General features: G+C 68.3%; 15 protein-coding genes. 2 read left to right on the top strand and 13 right to left on the bottom strand.

Features of this window, described 5'->3' with window-relative positions; translation table 11 throughout:
* Positions 1-177: 177 nt before the first annotated feature.
* Both BO996_RS10645 and BO996_RS10640 read right to left on the bottom strand, forming a co-directional pair.
* Complete coding sequence (locus BO996_RS10645; protein WP_071954700.1) at positions 178-3,315, bottom strand: MdtB/MuxB family multidrug efflux RND transporter permease subunit; 3,138 nt, start codon at positions 3,313-3,315, stop codon at positions 178-180.
* 46 nt (positions 3,316-3,361) lie between these two features.
* Positions 3,362-4,978 (bottom strand): efflux RND transporter periplasmic adaptor subunit, encoded by a 1,617-nt coding sequence (locus tag BO996_RS10640; RefSeq protein ID WP_071954699.1) that lies wholly within the window; start codon positions 4,976-4,978, stop codon positions 3,362-3,364.
* Between the two features lie 421 nt (positions 4,979-5,399).
* Between BO996_RS10640 and BO996_RS10635 the strand changes: the two genes are divergently transcribed.
* Entirely contained in the window at positions 5,400-5,789 is a 390-nt protein-coding gene (locus tag BO996_RS10635) for a nuclear transport factor 2 family protein (RefSeq protein ID WP_013803605.1), read from the top strand.
* 2 nt (positions 5,790-5,791) lie between these two features.
* On the opposite strand, the gene BO996_RS10630 is transcribed toward BO996_RS10635, so the two are convergent.
* From BO996_RS10630 to BO996_RS10580, 11 genes are all read right to left on the bottom strand, one after another.
* The gene (locus BO996_RS10630; protein ID WP_071954698.1) at positions 5,792-6,130 is read right to left on the bottom strand and encodes an AzlD domain-containing protein; all 339 of its coding nucleotides are present in this window, start codon (positions 6,128-6,130) and stop codon (positions 5,792-5,794) included.
* A gap of 5 nt (positions 6,131-6,135) precedes the next feature.
* Positions 6,136-6,810 carry an AzlC family ABC transporter permease gene (locus BO996_RS10625; protein WP_232240510.1) on the bottom strand — a complete coding sequence of 225 codons (675 nt, stop codon included), beginning with the start codon at positions 6,808-6,810 and terminating at the stop codon, positions 6,136-6,138.
* A 23-nt stretch (positions 6,811-6,833) separates the two neighbouring features.
* Positions 6,834-8,432: a class I SAM-dependent methyltransferase gene (locus BO996_RS10620; protein WP_083571133.1), complete on the bottom strand. Its 1,599-nt coding sequence runs from the start codon at positions 8,430-8,432 to the stop codon at positions 6,834-6,836.
* Positions 8,433-8,461: 29 nt separating this feature from the next.
* Complete coding sequence (locus BO996_RS10615) at positions 8,462-8,818, bottom strand: helix-turn-helix domain-containing protein (protein ID WP_071954696.1); 357 nt, start codon at positions 8,816-8,818, stop codon at positions 8,462-8,464.
* A 106-nt stretch (positions 8,819-8,924) separates the two neighbouring features.
* Complete coding sequence (locus BO996_RS10610) at positions 8,925-9,992, bottom strand: XdhC family protein (protein ID WP_071954695.1); 1,068 nt, start codon at positions 9,990-9,992, stop codon at positions 8,925-8,927.
* Positions 9,993-10,121: 129 nt separating this feature from the next.
* On the bottom strand, positions 10,122-10,853 hold the full coding sequence (locus tag BO996_RS10605; RefSeq protein WP_047325844.1) for a CoxG family protein: 732 nt from the start codon (positions 10,851-10,853) through the stop codon (positions 10,122-10,124).
* A 38-nt stretch (positions 10,854-10,891) separates the two neighbouring features.
* Positions 10,892-12,148 carry a vWA domain-containing protein gene (locus tag BO996_RS10600; protein WP_071954694.1) on the bottom strand — a complete coding sequence of 419 codons (1,257 nt, stop codon included), beginning with the start codon at positions 12,146-12,148 and terminating at the stop codon, positions 10,892-10,894.
* A complete protein-coding gene (locus BO996_RS10595) occupies positions 12,145-13,083 on the bottom strand; it encodes an AAA family ATPase (RefSeq protein ID WP_071954693.1) in 939 nt (312 codons plus the stop codon). Before BO996_RS10595 ends, BO996_RS10600 begins: the two co-directional genes overlap by 4 nt.
* Before the next feature lie 8 nt (positions 13,084-13,091).
* Positions 13,092-13,883, bottom strand: coding sequence for an FAD binding domain-containing protein (locus tag BO996_RS10590; protein ID WP_071954692.1), 792 nt, complete (start codon positions 13,881-13,883; stop codon positions 13,092-13,094).
* 10 nt (positions 13,884-13,893) lie between these two features.
* Positions 13,894-16,284 carry a xanthine dehydrogenase family protein molybdopterin-binding subunit gene (locus BO996_RS10585; protein ID WP_071954691.1) on the bottom strand — a complete coding sequence of 797 codons (2,391 nt, stop codon included), beginning with the start codon at positions 16,282-16,284 and terminating at the stop codon, positions 13,894-13,896.
* Positions 16,285-16,313: 29 nt separating this feature from the next.
* The gene (locus BO996_RS10580; protein WP_013803615.1) at positions 16,314-16,790 is read right to left on the bottom strand and encodes a (2Fe-2S)-binding protein; all 477 of its coding nucleotides are present in this window, start codon (positions 16,788-16,790) and stop codon (positions 16,314-16,316) included.
* 279 nt (positions 16,791-17,069) lie between these two features.
* Between BO996_RS10580 and BO996_RS10575 the strand changes: the two genes are divergently transcribed.
* Entirely contained in the window at positions 17,070-18,236 is a 1,167-nt protein-coding gene (locus tag BO996_RS10575) for a helix-turn-helix domain-containing protein (protein WP_071954690.1), read from the top strand.
* Positions 18,237-18,518: the final 282 nt, after the last annotated feature.

Raw genomic sequence — 18,518 nt, 5'->3', positions numbered from 1 at the left:
TGAGTTTCACGGCGAACCCCGCAAGCGCCACGACGCAGGTGGCCCCGCAGCGAAGCGAAGGGGTCGCGGGCAGTGGGGCGCGCTTCTTTGCCTACTTTCTTGTCGCGCGACAAGAAAGTAGGTCGGCCGCCGGGCCGAACCCCGGCCAGCGGCGCCAGCCAAAAGCGCAGATCAAGCTCAAGCATGGGCCTGCTCCGAAGAAGCACTCCGACGATCCCGCCACCTCTGCGCCCACCCTTCAAAAGTCAGATAAATCACAGGCGTAGTGAACAGAGTCAGCAACTGACTCACCAGCAAGCCCCCCACCAACGTCACCCCCAACGGATGCCGCAACTCACTGCCCACCCCCGTCCCCAGCATCAATGGCAAGGCCCCCAGCAAAGCCGCCAGGGTCGTCATCAGGATAGGCCGGAACCGCAGCAGGCAGGCCTGGTAGATGGCCTCGCGCGGCGTGTGTCCCTCCTCGCGCTGCGCCTCCAGCGCGAAGTCGATCATCATGATCGCGTTCTTCTTGACGATGCCGATCAGCAGCACGATGCCGATGATGGCGATGATGTCCAGATCCAGCCCCGCCAGCAGCAGGGCCAGCAGCGCGCCCACGCCGGCCGAGGGCAGCGTGGACAGGATGGTCACCGGGTGGATGGTGCTCTCATAGAGCACGCCCAGCACGATGTACATGGTGATCACCGCCGCCAGCACCAGCAGCAGCGTGTTGGACAGCGAGGCCTGGAAGGCCAGGGCCGCGCCCTGGAAGGCGGCATCCACCGACAGCGGCATATGGCCCTCGGTGCGCAGCTGGGCCATCAGGTCCTGCACGGCCTTGACCGCATGGCCCAGCGACACGCCGGGCGCAGTGTTGAACGAGATGGTGGCGGCCGGCAGCTGCCCCACATGGTTCACGGCCAGGGCCATGGGCCGCTCGCTGACCGTGGCCACCGAGGACAGCGGCACGGGCGCGCCGGCGCTGGAGGCCACATAGATGGCCTGCAGCGACTCGGGCCCGATCTTGAACTGCGGCGCCACTTCCAGCACCACGCGGTACTGGTTGGACTGCGTGAAGATGGTGGAGATCAGCCGCTGGCCGAAGGCGTTGTACAGCGCCGTGTCGATGGCCGCGACCGTCACGCCCAGCCGGCTGGCCTGTGCCCGGTCGATCTGCACGAAGGCCTGCAGGCCCTGGTTCTGCAGGTCGCTGCCCACGTCCACCAGCTCGGGCAGGTCGTGCATGCGCTCGACCAGGGCCTGGGTGCTGGTGGTCAGCTGCGCCATGTCGGGCGAGGACATCAGCAGCTGGTACTGGGTGCGCGCCACGCGGTCCTCGATGGTCAGGTCCTGCACGGGCTGGGCGTACAGGCGTATGCCCGGGATCTGCAGCGCATCGTCGGACAGGCGGCGCAGCACGGCGGGCACGCCATCGCGCTGGCCATGGGGCTTGAGGTCGATCAGCAGCCGGCCCGTGTTCAGCGTGGTGTTGCTGCCATCGACGCCGATGAAGGACGAGATGCTCTGCACGGCCGGGTCCTTGAGCAGCAGCTCGGCCAGGGCCTGCTGGCGCTCGGCCATGGCGGCAAACGAGATGGACTGGTCGGCCTCGGTCGTGGCCTGGATGGTGCCCGTGTCCTGGTCCGGGAAGAAGCCCTTGGGCACGGCAAAGTACAGCAGCACGGTCACGGCCAGCGTGGCCAGGAAGACGATCCAGGTCAGTCCCCGGCGGTCCAGCACCCAGGTGAGGATGCGGCCGTAGCCGGCAATGGTGCGGTCGAAGAAACGGCCCGTGGCGTGGTACAGGCGGCCGTGCTTCTCCTCCTCTGCCCCTTCGGGCTGGTGGCGCAGCAGCCGTGCGCACAGCATGGGCGTGAGCGTCAGCGAGACCACGGCCGAGATCAGGATGGCCACCGCCATGGTGATGGCGAACTCGTGGAACAGCCGCCCCACCACGTCGCCCATGAACAGCAGCGGGATCAGCACGGCGATCAGCGAAATCGTCAGCGAGATGATGGTGAAGCCGATCTGCTTGGCGCCCTTGAGCGCGGCCTGCATGGGCGGCTCGCCCTTTTCCACGAAGCGCGCGATGTTCTCGATCATCACGATGGCATCGTCCACCACGAAGCCGGTGGAGACCGTCAGCGCCATCAGCGTGAGGTTGTTGATGGAAAAACCGGCCAGGTACATCACGCCGAAGGTGCCGATCAGCGACAGCGGCACGGCAAAGCTCGGGATCAGCGTGGCCGAGGCGCTGCGCAGGAAGACGAAGATCACCGCCACCACCAGGGCGATGGCCAGCATCAGCTCCAGCTGCATGTCGTTGACCGAGGCGCGGATGGTCACCGTGCGGTCGGTCAGCACCTGCACGTCCAGCGAGGCCGGCAGCGTCTCCTTGAGCTGGGGCAGCAGCGCCTTGATGCGGTCCACTGTCTCGATCACGTTGGCGCCGGGCTGGCGCCGGATGTTGAGGATCACGCCTGCGCGCGAGCCGCCCTCGGGCGTGCCGGCCCAGGCGGCCAGGCGCGTGTTCTCGGCATCGTCCACGGTCTGGGCGATGTCGGACAGGCGCACGGGCAGGCCGTTCTTGAAGGCGATGATGAGGTTGCGGTACTCGGCCGCCGACTGCAGCTGGTCGTTGGCATCGATGGTGGAGGCGCGCGCCGGGCCGTCGAAGCCGCCCTTGGCCTGCTTGACGTTGGCGGCGGCGATGGCGGTGCGCACATCGTCCAGCGTCATGCCCAGGCCGGCCAGCGCCGTCGGGTTGGCCTGGATGCGCACGGCAGGCCGGCGCCCGCCGGCAATCGCCACCAGGCCCACGCCGTTGACCTGCGAGAGCTTGGGCGCCAGGCGGTTTTCCACCAGGTCGTTGACGCGGATCACCGGCAGCGAGGGCGAGGTGATGGCCAGCGTGAGGATGGGCGCATCCGCCGGGTTGACCTTGCTGTACAGCGGGGGCATGGGCAGGTCGCTGGGCAGCAGGTTGGAGCCCGCGTTGATGGCGGCCTGCACCTGCTGCTCGGCCACGTCCATGGCCATGTCCAGCGCAAAGCGCAGCGTGATCACCGAGGCGCCGCCCGAGCTGGTGGACGACATCTGCGACAGCCCCGGCATCTGGCCGAGCTGGCGCTCCAGCGGCGCGGTGACGTTGGAGGTCATCACGTCGGGGCTGGCACCGGGGTACAGCGTGGTCACCTGGATGGTGGGGTAGTCCACCTCGGGCAGGGCCGAAATCGGCAACAGCCGGTAGGCCAGCAGGCCGGCGATCAGCACCGCCACCATCAGCAGCGAGGTGGCGACGGGTCGCAGGATGAAGATGCGGGAAAGATTCATGGGGCCGCCTGGAAGGGCTTGCAGTCTTCAGGTGCCGGGGCGCTGCTCAGCGCCCGGCCGGAGCGGGAGCTGCGGGAGCAGCAGGCGCAGAGGGCGCAGAGGGCGCGGCAGGTGCCGGGCCGGGCGAAGGCTGGGGCGATCCGGGCGACGGTGCCGGCGACTGGCCTGCGGGCGCGGAGCCTTCGGCCGCCGGCGCGGTCACGTTGCCGCCGTTGCCGCCACTGCCGCCATTGCCACCATTGCGCTGCCCACCGCGCTCGGCACGCAGCTTCTGCAGGTAGGCCTTGCGCTCGTCGGGGTTCATGGTCGCCAGCTTGGCGCGCACATCGGGCGGCAGATTGCGCATGCCGCGCGGCTGGCCGGAGGCATCCTGCACGGCTTGGTCCACCTTCTGCACCTTGTCGGGCTCGATCACCGTGACCTTGGCGCCTTCGCGCAGGCGGTCAATGCCATCGACCACCACCTGCTCGCCAGGCTTGAGCTCGCCCTTCACGCTCACCCGGTCGCCATCGGTCACGCCCACGGCAATGCGCCGCTGCGTCACCGTGCCATCCTCCTGGACCAGGTAGACGTAGTTGTTCTGCACGGCCGTGGTCGGCACGGTCAGCGCCTGCTCCAGCCGGTCCACTTCCAGCTTGACGTTGACGAACTGGTTGGCGAACAGCCGGCCCTCGGCATTGTCGAAAGCGGCCTTGGCCTTGATGGTGCCGGTGGCGATGTCGATGCTGTTGTCCACCGCATTGAGGCGGCCGCGCCCCAGTTGCTGCTTCAGGTCACGATCCCACAGCTCCACGGGCAGCTCGCGCCCCTCGGCCAGGCGCCGCGCCAGCGTGCCCACATGGGCCTCGGGCACGGAAAACACCGCGTCGATGGGCTTGACCTGGGTGATGGTGACGATGCCGTTGGTGTCCGAAGGGTTGACCACATTGCCCCGGTCGGCCTGGCGCAGGCCCAGCCGGCCCGCAATGGGCGCCGTGATGCGCGTGTAGCTCAGTTGCAGCTTGGCCGCATCGGCCTGGGCCTGGTCGGCGGCCACTGTGCCCTGGTACTGGCGCACCAGCGCAGCCTGGGTATCGACCTGCTGGCCGGCAATGGAATCCTGTGCCTGCAGCTCCTTGTAGCGCTGCAGGTCCAGCTGGGCGTTCTTGAGCAGCGCCTGGTCGCGCTGCAGCGTGCCCTGGATCTGGTTGAAGCTGGCCTGGAAGCTGCGCGGATCGATCTCGGCCAGCAGCTGGCCGGCCTTGACCTCGTCGCCTTCCTTGAAATGCAGGCGCAGCAACTCGCCCGACACCTTGGCGCGCACCACGGCCGTGGCGCGCGGGTTCATGGTGCCGATGGCGCTGATCAGCACGCGCATGTCGCGCCGCTCCACCACGCCCACGGACACCGGCTGCGCCTGGGCACCCATGGCGCCGGGGCCGCCAGGCCCACCCGGCCCGCCGGGGCCGCGCCGGCCGCCTCCCGCACGCCCGCCACCCGGGCCGGGCGCACCGGCCGAGGCCTGCTCGCCCTGCGCCGGCGCCCGCTTGTTCCACCACCACAGCCCGCCCCCCGCCACCAGGGCCAGTGCCACCACGCCCCACATCAGGGCGGGCCGTACCCGGCCGCGCTGGCGTACGCCGTGGGCATCTGCAACAAAGGGGCTGCTTGACAGGCGTTTCATGGTCACTGCGGGAAGTCGTGGGAGGAAACCGTGGGTCCGGCCCCGGAACAGGGAACGGCGGCGGATGCGGCTATGGTAGCCAGTCCCATGCTCTCCAAAACGAGGCAGATCGCCGTTTTACGCAGGCATTACCCCCGCTTTACCCCGGCTTTACCCGCTCTGACCAGAGCGTTTTCGGAACAGGTCGAGCACCCGTCGGCAGGGTCTCAGACAGGGCACGGCGCTCAAAACACTGTTGACCCAGGCACGGCCAATGCGGGGCGCATCAGCCCGAAATTCCATTGAAAACAAGGCATTGCACCGCACCCCGGCGCGGGCCGCGCCTCGCCCCCCGTTGGACTGCCCCCCGCGCTTGTGGCTACGATGCGCGGCCGCCGGCCTGCAAGCGCAGGCCGCCATCCATCCGTCCCAGGAGAACACCATGACGACTGCCAACCCACGCCTGACCGACCACCCCGAAGAAGCCGCCGTGCGCGTGCCGCTGGAGCTGTACATGCGCGGCCATGCCGAGGACAACAGCGCCCACATGCGCGCCGCCTTCATGCCCACCGCCCGCATCGAAAGCGTGCGCGAAGGCCCGCTGACCTCCTGGGACATCGACACCTACTGCGCCCGCTTCAAGGGCCAGCCCGCCGCCGACGAGGCCACGCGCCGCCGCAGCATCGACGCCATCGACATCGGCGGCACGGCGGCCAGCGCCAAGATCACCCTGGTGCACGGCGCCATCACCTTCATCGACTACTTCGTGCTGCTCAAGACGGAAGCGGGCTGGAAGATTGCCAACAAGGCCTTCCATGCCCAGCCGCACTGACATCACCAGGGCTTGAAATGGGCCAGCAGGCCGTAGGTCAGCGCACCAGCCAAGGTCGGCATGGCAATGCCTCCACGCACCAGGCGTGCGAGGCAGATGGCCAGCAGCGCCAGGGCGATCACGGCCACCCGCCCCCAGCGGACATCGCTGACCAACAGCCCCCAGGTTGACACCACGAACAGGGCAGCGATGGCGGCGGGCCCGACACCCGCCAGCCACCTCTGCACCTTCCGGGACGCCCGTGCAGAGTGCCCTCTGCGGCGTGCCTGCCACAACGGCAACCAGCGCAGGCCAAAGGTGCCGACACCGCACAACAGCAAGATCCAGAATGTGTACGACATGGTGATCAGCGCCTATCGGCCGTGGCCGCATGCGCCAGCGCACCGCACAGGATCGCCAGCGCCAGGGCGTGGTAGCCCGGAATGAAGCAAACCAGCACCGCAGCGACCACGGCGGCCGTGAGCACCGCACGCCACCAGCGCAGCACACCCGCCTCCAGCAGCAGCGCAAAGAACAATGCCGGCAGAACGAAGGCCAACCCCTCGCGGACGGCTGCCGGCCACCGATCCACCTCGCCCACCAGCGTCACCCCCATCACCGTGCCGCCCACCCAGGCCGCGTAGGCGCCAAGTTGCAGGCCCAGAAACCAGTGCTCGCGCTCGGCCTCTGGCACGCCCTGCATCTTGCTCATGGCGGTGGCAAACACCTCGTCGGTCAGGCCAAAGGCCAACCAGGGCGTGGCCAGGCGCTGCCGCGGCCCCAGCACCACCTGCAGGGCCGGGCCATACAGCACATGCCGCGCATTCATCAACAGCACCGTGGGCAAAGCGGTCCACAGCCCGGCTCCCGAAGCCAGCAACGAAATCAGCAGGAACTGGCTGGCTCCGGCATAGACCAGCACGGAAGCCAGCACCGCAATGGATGGAGCAAGACCCGCCTGAACGGCCGCCACGCCAAAGGAAAAAGCAATCGGCAGATAGCCTGTTGCCACGGAGAGGCTGGCCGTCAGGCCGGCCAACATGAACCGGCCTCGTGTCATGCCGCTCATGCGCCCCGCCTACGAAACGTCATTACATGAGTGCCACCATCGTGCGCTTGGTCACCGCAAGTGGCGTACACGCGTCTGTGCCGAAGCAGTTCCAGGCCGGTACCTGCGGCCAGTTCCAGAAATCGGCGGACATGGGTCTTGCATTCGACTTCATAGTCGAACCCCGCCACCATGGCCTGCAATTCCAGCCAGAAAAAACGTACATATGCTCCGACCGCGTGGGCAGGCCGCTTGTCCAACGATGCCTGCCGGACCTGTGCAAACAAGTCTCGACATAGCCGCACAGCAGCCAATGACTGACCCTGCTCGGCTAAAAAGACCGCTTGACCGAGATATTGCTGAAACGCGCGATACAAGCTGTAGTCCAGATCGTCCATACGGGGGAGATCACAGCATTCCATCGCGGCGGCAACGTGGAGGATGTAGGCACTGTGATGGCGAACCAGCGCGGCATTGCGTGATTCAACATCACGGAACGAGGGCAAAAACTCATCGGCCACAGACAAAACACCTCCAGGCTTGAGAAGCATCCGGGCTTTTTGCAGCATGAAGGCTGTGTTGAAGTGGTGCGATGACCCCACGGATGTGATCAGTTCAGATTGACCATGGGAGAGATCCAACTCCAGGAATCCGCCCTGATGTAGAGAAATTCCTTCTCGCCCTTCTACATTGATGCGCAGACACGCATACGCCACAGGATCTGGTTCCACAGCCAGCGCCTTCAAGTCCGGTAAAAGCTCCTGCAGCATCAGCAGAGGAAGACCAGGCCCAGTTCCGATATCCACGGTCTGTCGCGCTGGCGTGAAGTCCACAACATCCTGGGCCATGGCAACGACCTGTCTTGCATACGCAGGATGAAGCAACTCGAATGCGTCGTAGTGCTCGACCTGAATCCGGCTCGAGAACGCACCTGCTTCAGTGGATGGCTCCACAGATACAACAGCCTGTCGATCAAGCAATTTCAAAGTCTTAGGCAGTATCAATTGGCCCGATTTCAAAGCACACTCTCCGCCCAGTGCCTGTAGCACCTTGTGCTCACTGACAAGATCATCCTCAACGAACCTTGACTCGGAGATCAGATCAGCCTCAGCCTCTCGGGCCAGTACCAGCGCTCGGCAGCCCAATGCCGTTCGGGCCAAGGGATGATTCGTCTCGGTAAAGGCCTGTGCGAAATACCGAGGCAGAACTACCATGAAAGGCCCTTCGACATCGACACCCATGAGCACCGACTGCGGCCAGCGATAGCTCGCAGAATCCATCGAAAGCAGTTTGTCCCGCAATAGTGCAAGCGCGGCTGCCGACTGTAGCCGGCAACCTCTAAACCGGAGCATCATGGCGCCAAACCCATTGGCCACTTCGATGAACACACGCGTCAGCATGCACTCCACACCTTCCCATGCGGCAGCGGTGACGGGCCATTCAAGAGCACAGAAAAGGTCAGCGCCTGGCGGTGCCGCCGATGCTGGGTACTCGACGAACACAACGGCCTGCGCTGGCTTTCCCATAGCGCCATAAACATGAGGAACATCAGCGGGAAAAGAATGAACTTCGCCAGAGTTGAGCACCCTGGGAGCCAGCAGGTCTCCGACCAACATGGGGCCACTGGTCACAACTACTTTCTCCCTCACGCCTGGGGATGTGCAGCAGATTGCTTGGTGTGGCCCGCCGCCAAGTGCATGCGGTAGGACTCGATGGAAGAACCACTTTCATCGTCAGTTCGTTCAATAAAACGAACGGCGACCTGGCCGTCGCCGATTTGAACCGGACCTAGACTGGTCCCAGATACCAATTGACCAAAAGGCGTATCGAGCGCATTGGCAATCGCCCACAGCGTCTCTATTGTGGGATTACCCTGAGCAGACTCCAGTCCTGACAAGGTGGACTTGGCAATCCCGCAACGTTGGGAAAGCCCTGAAAGAGTCAGCCCACGCTGTTCACGCAATTGGCCCAGATTTCGGGCTAGAGTGTCGAGAATCTGCATGATCGATCCTGGCTATAAAGAACGAATGTTCAATATAAATCACAAATCGATCAATTGAAAGTTTTCACTATTGGCAATGGGTACCACATAGCCCAGGCGGAGCAGGTTATACCCCGCACACCAAGGGCGTAATGCCCTCGGGCCCGTCATCCTCCAGCGGCTGCGGGGGCTGGGCTGCGGCGAGCTTGCCTTCTTCCACGGTCATGCCGCGTGGCAGGGCCACGCCGTTCTTGGCGGCCAGGACCTCGGCCATGATGCTGACGGCGATTTCGGGAGGCGTCTTGCTGCCTATGTACAGGCCGATGGGGCCGCGCAGGCGCGCGAGCTGTGCGTCGCCCAGACCGAAGTGCTCGCTCAGGCGCTGCAGGCGCAGGGCGGTGTTGCGGCGCGAGCCGATGGCGCCGACGTAGAAGGCCGGGGACTCCAGGGCTTCCATGAGGGCCAGGTCGTCGAGCTTGGGGTCGTGCGTGAGGCCGATGATGCAGGTGCGCGCATCGGCGCGCATGGTGCGCACGAGGTCGTCGGGCATCTCGCGCGACAGCTGCACGCCGGCCACGCTCCAGTGGCGGCTGTATTCCTCGCGCGGGTCGCAGACGGTGACCGCAAAGCCGTTGAACAGCGCCATGGTGGCCAGGTATTCGGACAGCTGGCCTGCGCCGATGAGCAGCATGCGGTACTCGGGCCCGAAGCTGTTGGCGACCTGCTGCCCGGCATGCACCAGCGGCTCGGGCGCGTCGCTGACCTGCTGGACGACCTGGCCCGTAGCCTTGTCCACGGTGCGCCGCACCATGCGGCCTTCGTCCAGCCATTGGACGAGTTGCTGCAGCGCAGCAGCGTCGGGATTGAATTCGAGCAGCAGCTCCAGCGTGCCGCCGCAGGGCAGGCCGAAGCGGTGGGCCTCGTCGGCGCTGACGCCGTAGCGCAGCAGCCGGGGCGCGCCGTCGCGCAGGGCGTCGGCGTCCGAGGCGTGGCTGTAGCGGGCGATCAGGTCGTCCTCGATGCAGCCGCCGGACACGGAGCCGACCACGGCGCCCGAGGCCCCCAGCGCCATGATGGAGCCGATGGGCCGGGGCGACGAGCCCCAGGTACGCACCACCGTGGCCAGCAGCGCGCGCTCGCCCTGAGCGCGCCATTGCGCGAGGTGGCGCAGAACATGAACATCCAGGTTTTCCATTGCAAATCTCCACGCCGGCACCTGGCTTGCCTGTGCAGCTGGGCGCCTGGCGTTTTTCGGCGGCTATTGTGCTGCGCCAGCGCGCATCGTTCAGGGTGGGTGGAAAAAGCCGTGGGTCGGCGCAAGGACTCAGTACCGCGAGAGCAGCCAGCCAGCCCCGAGAACGACGACGATGGCCAGCCCCCAGCACCACAGCGGGATGGCGCGGCGCGAGCGTTCCTCGGCCTCGGTGGCCGGTGCGGCATCCAGCGGCGTGGCCACGCCGGCTGCGGCGTCGTGCTCCCAGGCCTGGGCGTCCACGGTGGGCTCGATGTGGCCGGTTTCATCGGCCAGGCCGGCAGGCAGGTGGGACAGGTCGGCGGTGTCGCCTGCATCGGCAGGCGCTGCGGGCGCGCGCGGGTGGCGCTGCTGCATCAGCGTGTCGAATCGCGCGAAGAAGTCGTCGGCCATGTTGCGGGCTGCGCCGTCGATCAGCCGCTGGCCCAGCTGGGCGATCTTGCCGCCGACCTGGGCCTGCACGCTGTAGCTGAGCAGGCAGCGCGGCTGGCCTGCGGCGTCAGCGGGCTCGGGGGTGAGGGTGACGTCGGCCTCGCCCTTGCCGAAGCCGGCCACGCCGCCCTGGCCTTCAAAGGCGATGCGGTAGCGCTCGGGGGGCGTGATGTCGGACAGCGTGACCTTGCCGCTGAACTTGGCCGATACCGGCCCCACCTTGACCGCCATGCCCACGGCGTACTGGTCATCGCCCAGGGGTTCGAAGCGGTCGCAGCCGGCCAGGCAGGCCTTGAGCGTTTCAGGATCGTTGAGCGCCTCCCAGGCCTGCTGCTGGCTGACGGCAAGGGAACGGCTGGCTTGCATTTCCATGGCAATTCCTTTCTGCGATGGGGGTGGCCGCAAGCGGCTCAGCGGCCTGGCGCCGCCAGCAGCCGCGCCAGGTGACTGGCCAGTTGCTGCAGCGATTCCAGGTTGTGTACCGCAAGCATGGCATGGGCATGACGATGCAGCACGGCTGCCCCCTGGGCCAGTGGGGCATACCCGTCAAAGCGCAGCAGCGGGTTGAGCCACAGCAGCCGCGCGCTGTGGCGGCGCAGCCAGGCCAGTTCGCGGTCCAGTTCGGCGGCATCGCCGGTGTCCAGGCCGTCGCTGATGATGAGCACCAGGGTGCGCCGGCCCACCAGGCCTGAAACCCGGTGGCGCGCATGCAGGCGGCGCAGTTCGCCCAGGCTGCTGCCCAGGCGCGTGCCGCCGCCAAAGTCGGCGATGGCGGCGTTGGCGCGCTCGAGCATGGCGTCGGTATCGGCCTGGGCAAAGGCCGGGCCCAGGTCGCGCAGCTCGGTGCCGAAGCTGAAGACCTGGCGGCGCAGGCCCGCATGGCGCTGCGTGCTGGTGGCCGCGTGCAGGAAGGCCAGCAGCAGCCGCGCATAGCGCTCCATGGAGCCCGAGACATCGACCAGGGCCAGCCAGGGCAGCGGCAGGCGCCGGCGGTCGCGCCGCAGCAGCTGCAGCATTTCGCCGCCGTGGCGCGATGCCGCACGCAGGCTGGCAGCCCAGTCGGGCACCGCGCCGCGCTGGCCGGTGCGCGTGCGGCGGCTGCGGTAGCGGGGCAAGGGAAGGGCAATGTCCCGGGCCAGGCGCTGCACCAGCAGGTATTCGCTGGCGCTGAGCTGGTTGAAGTCGGCATGGCGCAGGCGGTGGCGCTCGCTGGCCGTCATGGCGGCGTCCAGCTTCAGCTCTTCATCGACGGTGGCCCTGCCCTCGCCGGCCTGGCGGGGCGACAGGGCTTCCTGCACGCGCGGGCGGTGGCGCGGCGCGGACGGCCGGGGCGCCTGCGGCAGCAACTGGGCCAGCAGTTGCCTGGCCACATCGGGATTGCGGAAGTAGGCGTCGAACAGTTCGCGGAACACGGCGCGGTCCTGGGCGTTGCTCACAAATACGGCCTCCAGCGCGGCGGCCATGTCCTCGCGCGCCAGGCCGACCAGGGACAGGGCCTGCTGGGCCAGCGCCATGCGCCCGCCATCCACGGGCACGCCCGCGCGGCGCAGCGCACGCGCAAAGCCGACCAGGTTGCCAGCCAGCTTGCCGCTGCGCGCATCGCCCAGCCAGCTGGTGCGCTCGCCCCCATCGGCGGCACCGGCGGCACCGGCTGCACCAGCCGTCACGGCGCGGGCTCCGGCGCCAGCAGTTGCTGCAGCCGCTCGGGCGTGAGCGCGGTCACGTCCTCGCGCTGCTTGAAGAGGATGCCGGCCGTGTCGTGCACGACTTCGGGATCGACCACCAGAGTGTCCAGAGCCACCAGGGCCTTGGCCCATTCCACGCTTTCGGCAATGCCGGGCACGCGCTGGAAGGCGTCGGCAAAGGGCTGGCTGCGCAGCCGTCCCACGAAGCTCGCCACCTGGGCCGTCAGGGCCTGCCCGGCCCCGGGCACCAGGGCGCGCACGATGGCCAGCTCGCGCTCGCGCCCGGGATAGTCCAGCCAGTGGTAGAGGCAGCGGCGCTTGACGGCGTCGTGCAGGTCGCGCGTGCGGTTGCTGGTGAGCACGGTCACGGGCGGCACGCGCGCCGCCACCGTGCCCAGCTCGGGAATGCTGACCTGGTACTCGCCCAGGTACTCCAGCAGGAAGGCCTCGAAGGGCTCGTCGGCGCGGTCGATCTCGTCGATCAGCAGCACGGCGCCGGGCTCGGGCTGCTGCAGGGCCTGCAGCAGCGGGCGGCTTACGAGGTAGCGCTCCTGGTAGACCTCCTGCTCTGCGCGCTGCAGTCGGTCCTGCTGCGGTGCGGCCGCGGGCTGCGCCGAGGCCAGCTCGGCCGCGCGCAGGTGCAGCAGCTGGGCCGCGTAGTTCCATTCATACAGCGCCTCGCGCTGCTCCATGCCGTCATAGCACTGCAGCCGGATCAGGCGGCGCGCCAGCACGCGTGCCAGCGCCTGGGCCAGCGCGGTCTTGCCCACGCCGGGCTCGCCCTCCAGCAGCAGCGGCCGCTGCAGCCGCAGGGCCAGGAAGACGGCCGTGGCCAGGCGCCGGTCGGCGAAATAGCCTTCGGCCTGCAGCGCGGCGACCAGGGCGTCTATGGAGGCAATGGCTTGCTCGGAAGGCATCCGCCGTGTCACCCCAGCATCTGCGATACCGCACGCTGCGTCTGCACGCTGATCAACTGCGCCCGGTAGCGCGCGCTGGCATGCAGGTCGCTGTTGAGGTCGGCATGGTCGATCAGCACCTGGGCGGCCGCGTCGGGTGTGAAGCTCTGGTTGAGCGCGGTCTCCAGCCCCGCATGGCGGAACACGCTGAGCCCGGCGCCCGTGATGGCCACGCGCACGCCGCTGTCGGTCTGGGCGACGAAGACGCCCACCAGGGCGAAGCGCGAGGCGGGCTGCTTGAACTTGAGGTAGGCGGCCTTCTTCGGCACGGGAAAGCGCACGGCCGTGATCAGCTCGCCGCTGCCCAGCGCCGTGGTGTACATGCCCTGGAAGAAGTCGTCGGCCGCGATCTCGCGCCGGTCGGTGACGACGGTGGCGCCCAGGCCCAGCACGGCGCTGGGGTAGCAGGCAGCGGGGTCGTTGTTGGCCAGCGAGCCGCCGATGGTGCCGCGCGCACGCACCTGGCGGTCGCCGATGCCGCCGGCCAGCTCGGCCAGGGCCGGGATGGCGGCCTGGACCTGCGGGTTGGCGGCCACGTCGGCATGGCGCGTCATGGCGCGGATTTCCACGGTCTGGCCGTTGACGGCGATGCCGGCCAGGCCCTGGACGCGGTTCAGGTCCACGATCTGTTCGGGCCGCGCCAGACGCAGGCGCATCGATGGCAGCAGGCTCTGGCCGCCGGCCAGGTACTGGCCTCCCTGCGCGGCCAGCGCGGCGGCGTCGGCCGTGGTGCCCGGGGCTTCATAGGTGAATGCGTACATGGCGCTCTCCTCAGGAGGTGGCTGCGGCGTCGATGGCCGACCAGACACGGTGCGGGCTGGCCGGCATGTCCAGGTCCCTGACACCCAGGGGATGCAGTGCGTCGAGCACGGCATTGATGACGGCGGGCGGCGAGCCTATGGCCCCCGCCTCGCCGCAGCCCTTGGTGCCCAGCGGGTTGTGCGTGCAGGGCGTGCAGACGGTGCCGAGCTTGAATTCGGGGAAATCGTCGGCGCGCGGCATGGCGTAGTCCATGAAGCTGCCGGTGAGCAGCTGGCCGGTCTCGCGGTCGTAGACGCAGTTTTCCAGCAGCGCCTGGCCTATGCCCTGGGCCACGCCGCCGTGCACCTGGCCCTCGACGATCATGGGATTGATGATGGTGCCGAAGTCGTCCACGGCGCTGAAGCGGTCCACGCGCACCACGCCCGTGGCCGGGTCCACCTCGACCTCGCAGATGTAGGTGCCTGCGGGAAAGGTGAAGTTGGTGGGGTCGTAGAAGGCGGTTTCGTTGAGGCCGGGCTCCAGCTTGTCCAGCGGGTAGTTGTGCGGCACATAGGCGGTGAGCGCGATCTGGGCGAAGGGGATTTTCTTGTCCGTGCCACGCACCGTGAACTCGCCGCCCGCGAAGTCGATGTCGGCGTCGCTGGCCTCCATCAGGTGGGCCGCGATCTTCTTGGCCTTGGCCTCGATCTTGTCCAGCGCCTTCATGATGGCCGCGCCGCCCACGCTGATGGAGCGCGAGCCATAGGTGCCCATGCCGAAGGGCACGCGGCCCGTGTCGCCGTGGACGATGTCCACGTTCTCCACGGGTATCCCCAGGCGAGCGGCCACCACCTGGGCAAAGGTGGTCTCGTGCCCCTGGCCGTGGCTGTGCGAGCCCGTGAACACGGTGACGCTGCCCGTGGGGTGCACGCGCACCTCGCCGCATTCGAACAGGCCGGCCCGCGCGCCCAGGGCGCCCGCGATGTTGCTGGGCGCCAGGCCGCAGGCCTCGATGTAGCTGCTGTAGCCCAGGCCGCGCCTGAGGCCCCGCGCCTCGCTGTCGGCACGGCGCGCGGCAAAGCCGGCCACGTCGGCCAGGGCCTCGGCCTTGTCCATGCAGGCGCCATAGTCGCCCACGTCGTACTGCAGGGCCACGGGCGTCTGGTAGGGGAAGCTGGTGACGAAGTTGCGCCGCCGTATCTCGGCCTGGGTCAGGTTCAGCTGCCAGGCGCAGCGGCTGACCAGGCGCTCCAGCAGGTAGGTGGCCTCGGGCCGGCCCGCGCCCCGGTAGGCATCGACGGGCGCGGTGTTCGTGAACCAGGCATCGACCTCCACATAGACCTGGGGCGTGGCGTACTGGCCGGCCAGCAAGGTGGCATAGAGGATAGTGGGCACGGCGCTGGCGAAGGTGCTCAGGTAGGCGCCCAGGTTGGCATCCGTGTGCACGCGCATGGCCAGGAACTTGCCGCTGGCGTCCATGGCCATCTCGGCATGGCTGACGTGGTCGCGGCCATGGGCGTCGGTGAGGAAGGACTCGCTGCGGTCGGCCGTCCACTTGATGTTGCGGTTGAGCTTTCGCGCACCCCAGGTCAGGCAGACATCCTCGGCATACAGGAAGATCTTGGAGCCGAAGCCGCCGCCCACGTCGGGCGCGATCACGCGCACCTTGTGCTCGGGCAGGCCCATGACGAAGGCCGTCATCAGCAGCCGCTCGACGTGCGGGTTCTGGTTGGCCACGTACAGCGTGTACTCGTCATTGGCGCGGCTGTAGCTGCCGATGGCCGCGCGCGGCTCCATGGCATTGGGGATCAGCCGGTTGTTGACCAGGTCCAGCTGGGCGATGTGGGCGGCGCCCGCAAACACGGCATCCACGGCGGCCTTGTCGCCGATGGCCCATTTGTAGCAGTGGTTGTCGGGGGCGATGTCGTGCACCACCGCGCCGGGCACGCTGCCGGCCGCCGCGTCGGCCACCAGCACCACGGCGGGCAGCGGGTCGTAGTCCACCTCCACCAGCTCGGCCGCGTCGCGTGCCTGCTCCAGCGTCTCGGCCACGACCATGGCGACCTGGTCGCCCACGTAGCGCACGGTGTCCAGCGCCAGGATGGGGTGCGGCGGCTCCTTCATGGGCTCGCCGTTGGTGCTGGTGATCAGCCAGCCGCAGGGCAGGCCGTTGATCTTGTCGGCCGCCACGTCGGCGCCCGTGAGCACGCCGATGACGCCGGGCGCGGCCTTGGCCGCATCGGTGGAAACGGAGCGCACACGCGCATGCGCGTGCGGCGAGCGCACGAACACCGCATGGGCCTGGGCGGCCAGCGCGATGTCGTCGGTGTACTGGCCCGCGCCCGTGAGGAAGCGGTAGTCCTCCTTGCGCTTGACGGGCTCGCCGATGTGGGGGAGCTTGGAAAAGTCGGATGCACCCATGGCTGTCTCCTTGTGGTGACCTGCGGCGCTCAGGCCGCAGGCCCTGCCATGGCCTGGCTGCCCTTTTTCACGGCGGCCACGATGTTCTGGTAGCCCGTGCAGCGGCACAGGTTGCCCTCCAGCGCCTCGCGGATCTCGCGATCGCCCGCGCACGGCTGGCGCTGGCACAGGTCCACGGCGCTCATGACCATGCCCGGCGTGCAAAAGCCGCATTGCAGGCCGTGGCACTCCTTGAAGGCCGCCTGCATGGGGTGCAGGCCGCCGTCGATATCCGCCAGCCCTTCGATGGTGCGCACCTCGCAGCCCTCGGCCTGCACGGCCAGCATGGCGCAGGACTTGACGGCGTGGCCGTCGACGATGACGGTGCAGGCCCCGCACTGGCTGGTGTCGCAGCCCACATGCGTGCCGGTCAGGCGCAGGTGCTCGCGCAGCGCATGCACGAGCAAGGTGTTGGGCGGAACGTCGATGCGCTGCGCGCGCCCGTTGACGGTGAGCTGGACATTCATCGTGCTGTCTCCTGCCTGTGATCGGCGGTGATCTGGAACGTGGGGGAACGCCGGGAACCTCGCCTGCCATGGTCGCCCTGCCCGCAGGCGCCCGTTCTAGGGTTGACCCGCAAGCCCGGGCCGGGCGGCGCGGATATTCTCAAAATGACACAGTTGCCTGCGCAGCCTCCGCCATCAGCGGCCGGGTCTTCGCCTGCGCCCGCTTCTGCGCCCGCTTGTGCACCCGCCTGCCAGCCCGTTCGCAATCCCTTGCCAGCCAGCCACAGGAGTTCCCGCCCCATGTTCGCCCTGAGCCCCGACGCCGCGCAGCCCTGCCCCGCCGATCCGCGCCACCAGCAGGTCGCCCGGGCCCGCAGCCTGGTTTTCGGCGATCAGGCGCTGGCCGGTTCACCGCCCGGCATCGCACCCTGGCTGTGGCGCTCCTGGCAGCGCTGCCTGGCGGCAGGCCGCCGCCCGGACGAGCGCGTGGTCTACGAAGCATTGGGGCCGCATGCGCTGCGCCAGACCCGTGATGGCCATGAGGTGCTGCTGCAGGCCGCGCGCCCCGTGATGGCCCAACTGGTGGGCGCCGTGGGCGCCATGCACTACTTCAGCCTGCTGACCGATGCACGCGGCACGGTGCTGGAGGTGCAGGGGCCGCTGGAGCGCAGCGACATCCGCGTGCAGGCCATCGCCCGCGTGGGCGTGGACCTGTCCGAGCAGGGCGTGGGCACCACGGCCATTGGCGCGGCCCTGGCCGAGCACAGCCCCGTCTGGCTGCACCGGGCAGAGCATTTCTTCGAGGCCAACCGCCACTACAGCTGCGCGGGTGCGCCGCTGTCCGGCCCGGACGGCCGCTGCCTGGGCATGCTGGACATCACGGGCGTGGATGTGCCGGAGCGGCCCGAACTCATGCACCTGGCGCTGCGCTGCGCCCGCGCCATCGAGGACCGGCTGCTGCGCGCCCTGCCCCATGCCCTGCTGCTGCACCTGAACTGGCCCGGCGGGCCGCTGGGCCAGGAGGGCGAAGGCCTGCTGGCCGTGGACGCCGAAGGGCATGTGGCGGGCAGCAATACCCTGGCCCGCCAGCTGGTGCCCCAGCCGCTGTCGCTGCCGGGCCAGCCGCTGCACTGCAGCGAACTGCTGGCCATGCCCTGGACGGCGCTGGTGGACCATGCGCGCCAGCGCCCCAACGAGCCGCTGCGCCTGCCGCTGTGGTCGGGCCTGCGGCTGCAGGCCCTGGTGCAGCCCGGCCCCCAGCTGCGCCAGCTGCTGCCTGCGCTGGGCACGGCAGCGCTGGCCACAGCCGCCCAGCCCAGCCCGCTGCGCGCCAGCGAGGGCGTGCTGATCGAGCAGGCCCTGCAGGATGCCCAGGGCAATGTGACCCGGGCCGCCCGCGCGCTGGGCATCAGCCGCGCCACGCTGTACCGCAAACTGGGGGCCCGCAAGCCGGTTTCACCGCCCTGAAGGCCGGTGTACTGGGGTTCCTACCGATTTCTTAGGGGGTGGATACGGCCGCGAACCCTGGCGGGTCTTCGTAAAATCCAGGCTTTCCGGTCCAGGCGCCGACAAGAGCGCAGCGCACAGGCCTACAGGCCGCCGCTTGAAGGACCCCACAGCCTATCCTTTGGAGACACCATGCAGGCTCTATGCACAACACCCCAGTCCCACGGCGCAAGCCAGGCACCGGCACGCCCGGCACGTTCCACCGCTCCCGCGGGCGCAAGCCTCTCCATCTAGCCATCGGCC

The organism is Delftia sp. HK171 (assembly GCF_001886655.1).
GTDB classification, from domain to species: domain Bacteria; phylum Pseudomonadota; class Gammaproteobacteria; order Burkholderiales; family Burkholderiaceae_C; genus Comamonas; species Comamonas acidovorans.
Note: the sequence above shows the minus strand (reverse complement) of the source record. Positions and strands in the feature narration are given on the sequence as shown.

Coding starts and splice junctions, on each gene's coding strand:
- BO996_RS10645 (WP_071954700.1), bottom strand. CDS start 3,315: ATGAATCTTTCCCGCATCTTCATCCTGCGACCCGTCGCCACCTCGCTG.
- BO996_RS10640 (WP_071954699.1), bottom strand. CDS start 4,978: ATGAAACGCCTGTCAAGCAGCCCCTTTGTTGCAGATGCCCACGGCGTA.
- BO996_RS10635 (WP_013803605.1), top strand. CDS start 5,400: ATGACGACTGCCAACCCACGCCTGACCGACCACCCCGAAGAAGCCGCC.
- BO996_RS10630 (WP_071954698.1), bottom strand. CDS start 6,130: ATGTCGTACACATTCTGGATCTTGCTGTTGTGCGGTGTCGGCACCTTT.
- BO996_RS10625 (WP_232240510.1), bottom strand. CDS start 6,810: ATGTTGGCCGGCCTGACGGCCAGCCTCTCCGTGGCAACAGGCTATCTG.
- BO996_RS10620 (WP_083571133.1), bottom strand. CDS start 8,432: ATGTTGGTCGGAGACCTGCTGGCTCCCAGGGTGCTCAACTCTGGCGAA.
- BO996_RS10615 (WP_071954696.1), bottom strand. CDS start 8,818: ATGCAGATTCTCGACACTCTAGCCCGAAATCTGGGCCAATTGCGTGAA.
- BO996_RS10610 (WP_071954695.1), bottom strand. CDS start 9,992: ATGGAAAACCTGGATGTTCATGTTCTGCGCCACCTCGCGCAATGGCGC.
- BO996_RS10605 (WP_047325844.1), bottom strand. CDS start 10,853: ATGGAAATGCAAGCCAGCCGTTCCCTTGCCGTCAGCCAGCAGCAGGCC.
- BO996_RS10595 (WP_071954693.1), bottom strand. CDS start 13,083: ATGCCTTCCGAGCAAGCCATTGCCTCCATAGACGCCCTGGTCGCCGCG.
- BO996_RS10590 (WP_071954692.1), bottom strand. CDS start 13,883: ATGTACGCATTCACCTATGAAGCCCCGGGCACCACGGCCGACGCCGCC.
- BO996_RS10585 (WP_071954691.1), bottom strand. CDS start 16,284: ATGGGTGCATCCGACTTTTCCAAGCTCCCCCACATCGGCGAGCCCGTC.
- BO996_RS10580 (WP_013803615.1), bottom strand. CDS start 16,790: ATGAATGTCCAGCTCACCGTCAACGGGCGCGCGCAGCGCATCGACGTT.
- BO996_RS10575 (WP_071954690.1), top strand. CDS start 17,070: ATGTTCGCCCTGAGCCCCGACGCCGCGCAGCCCTGCCCCGCCGATCCG.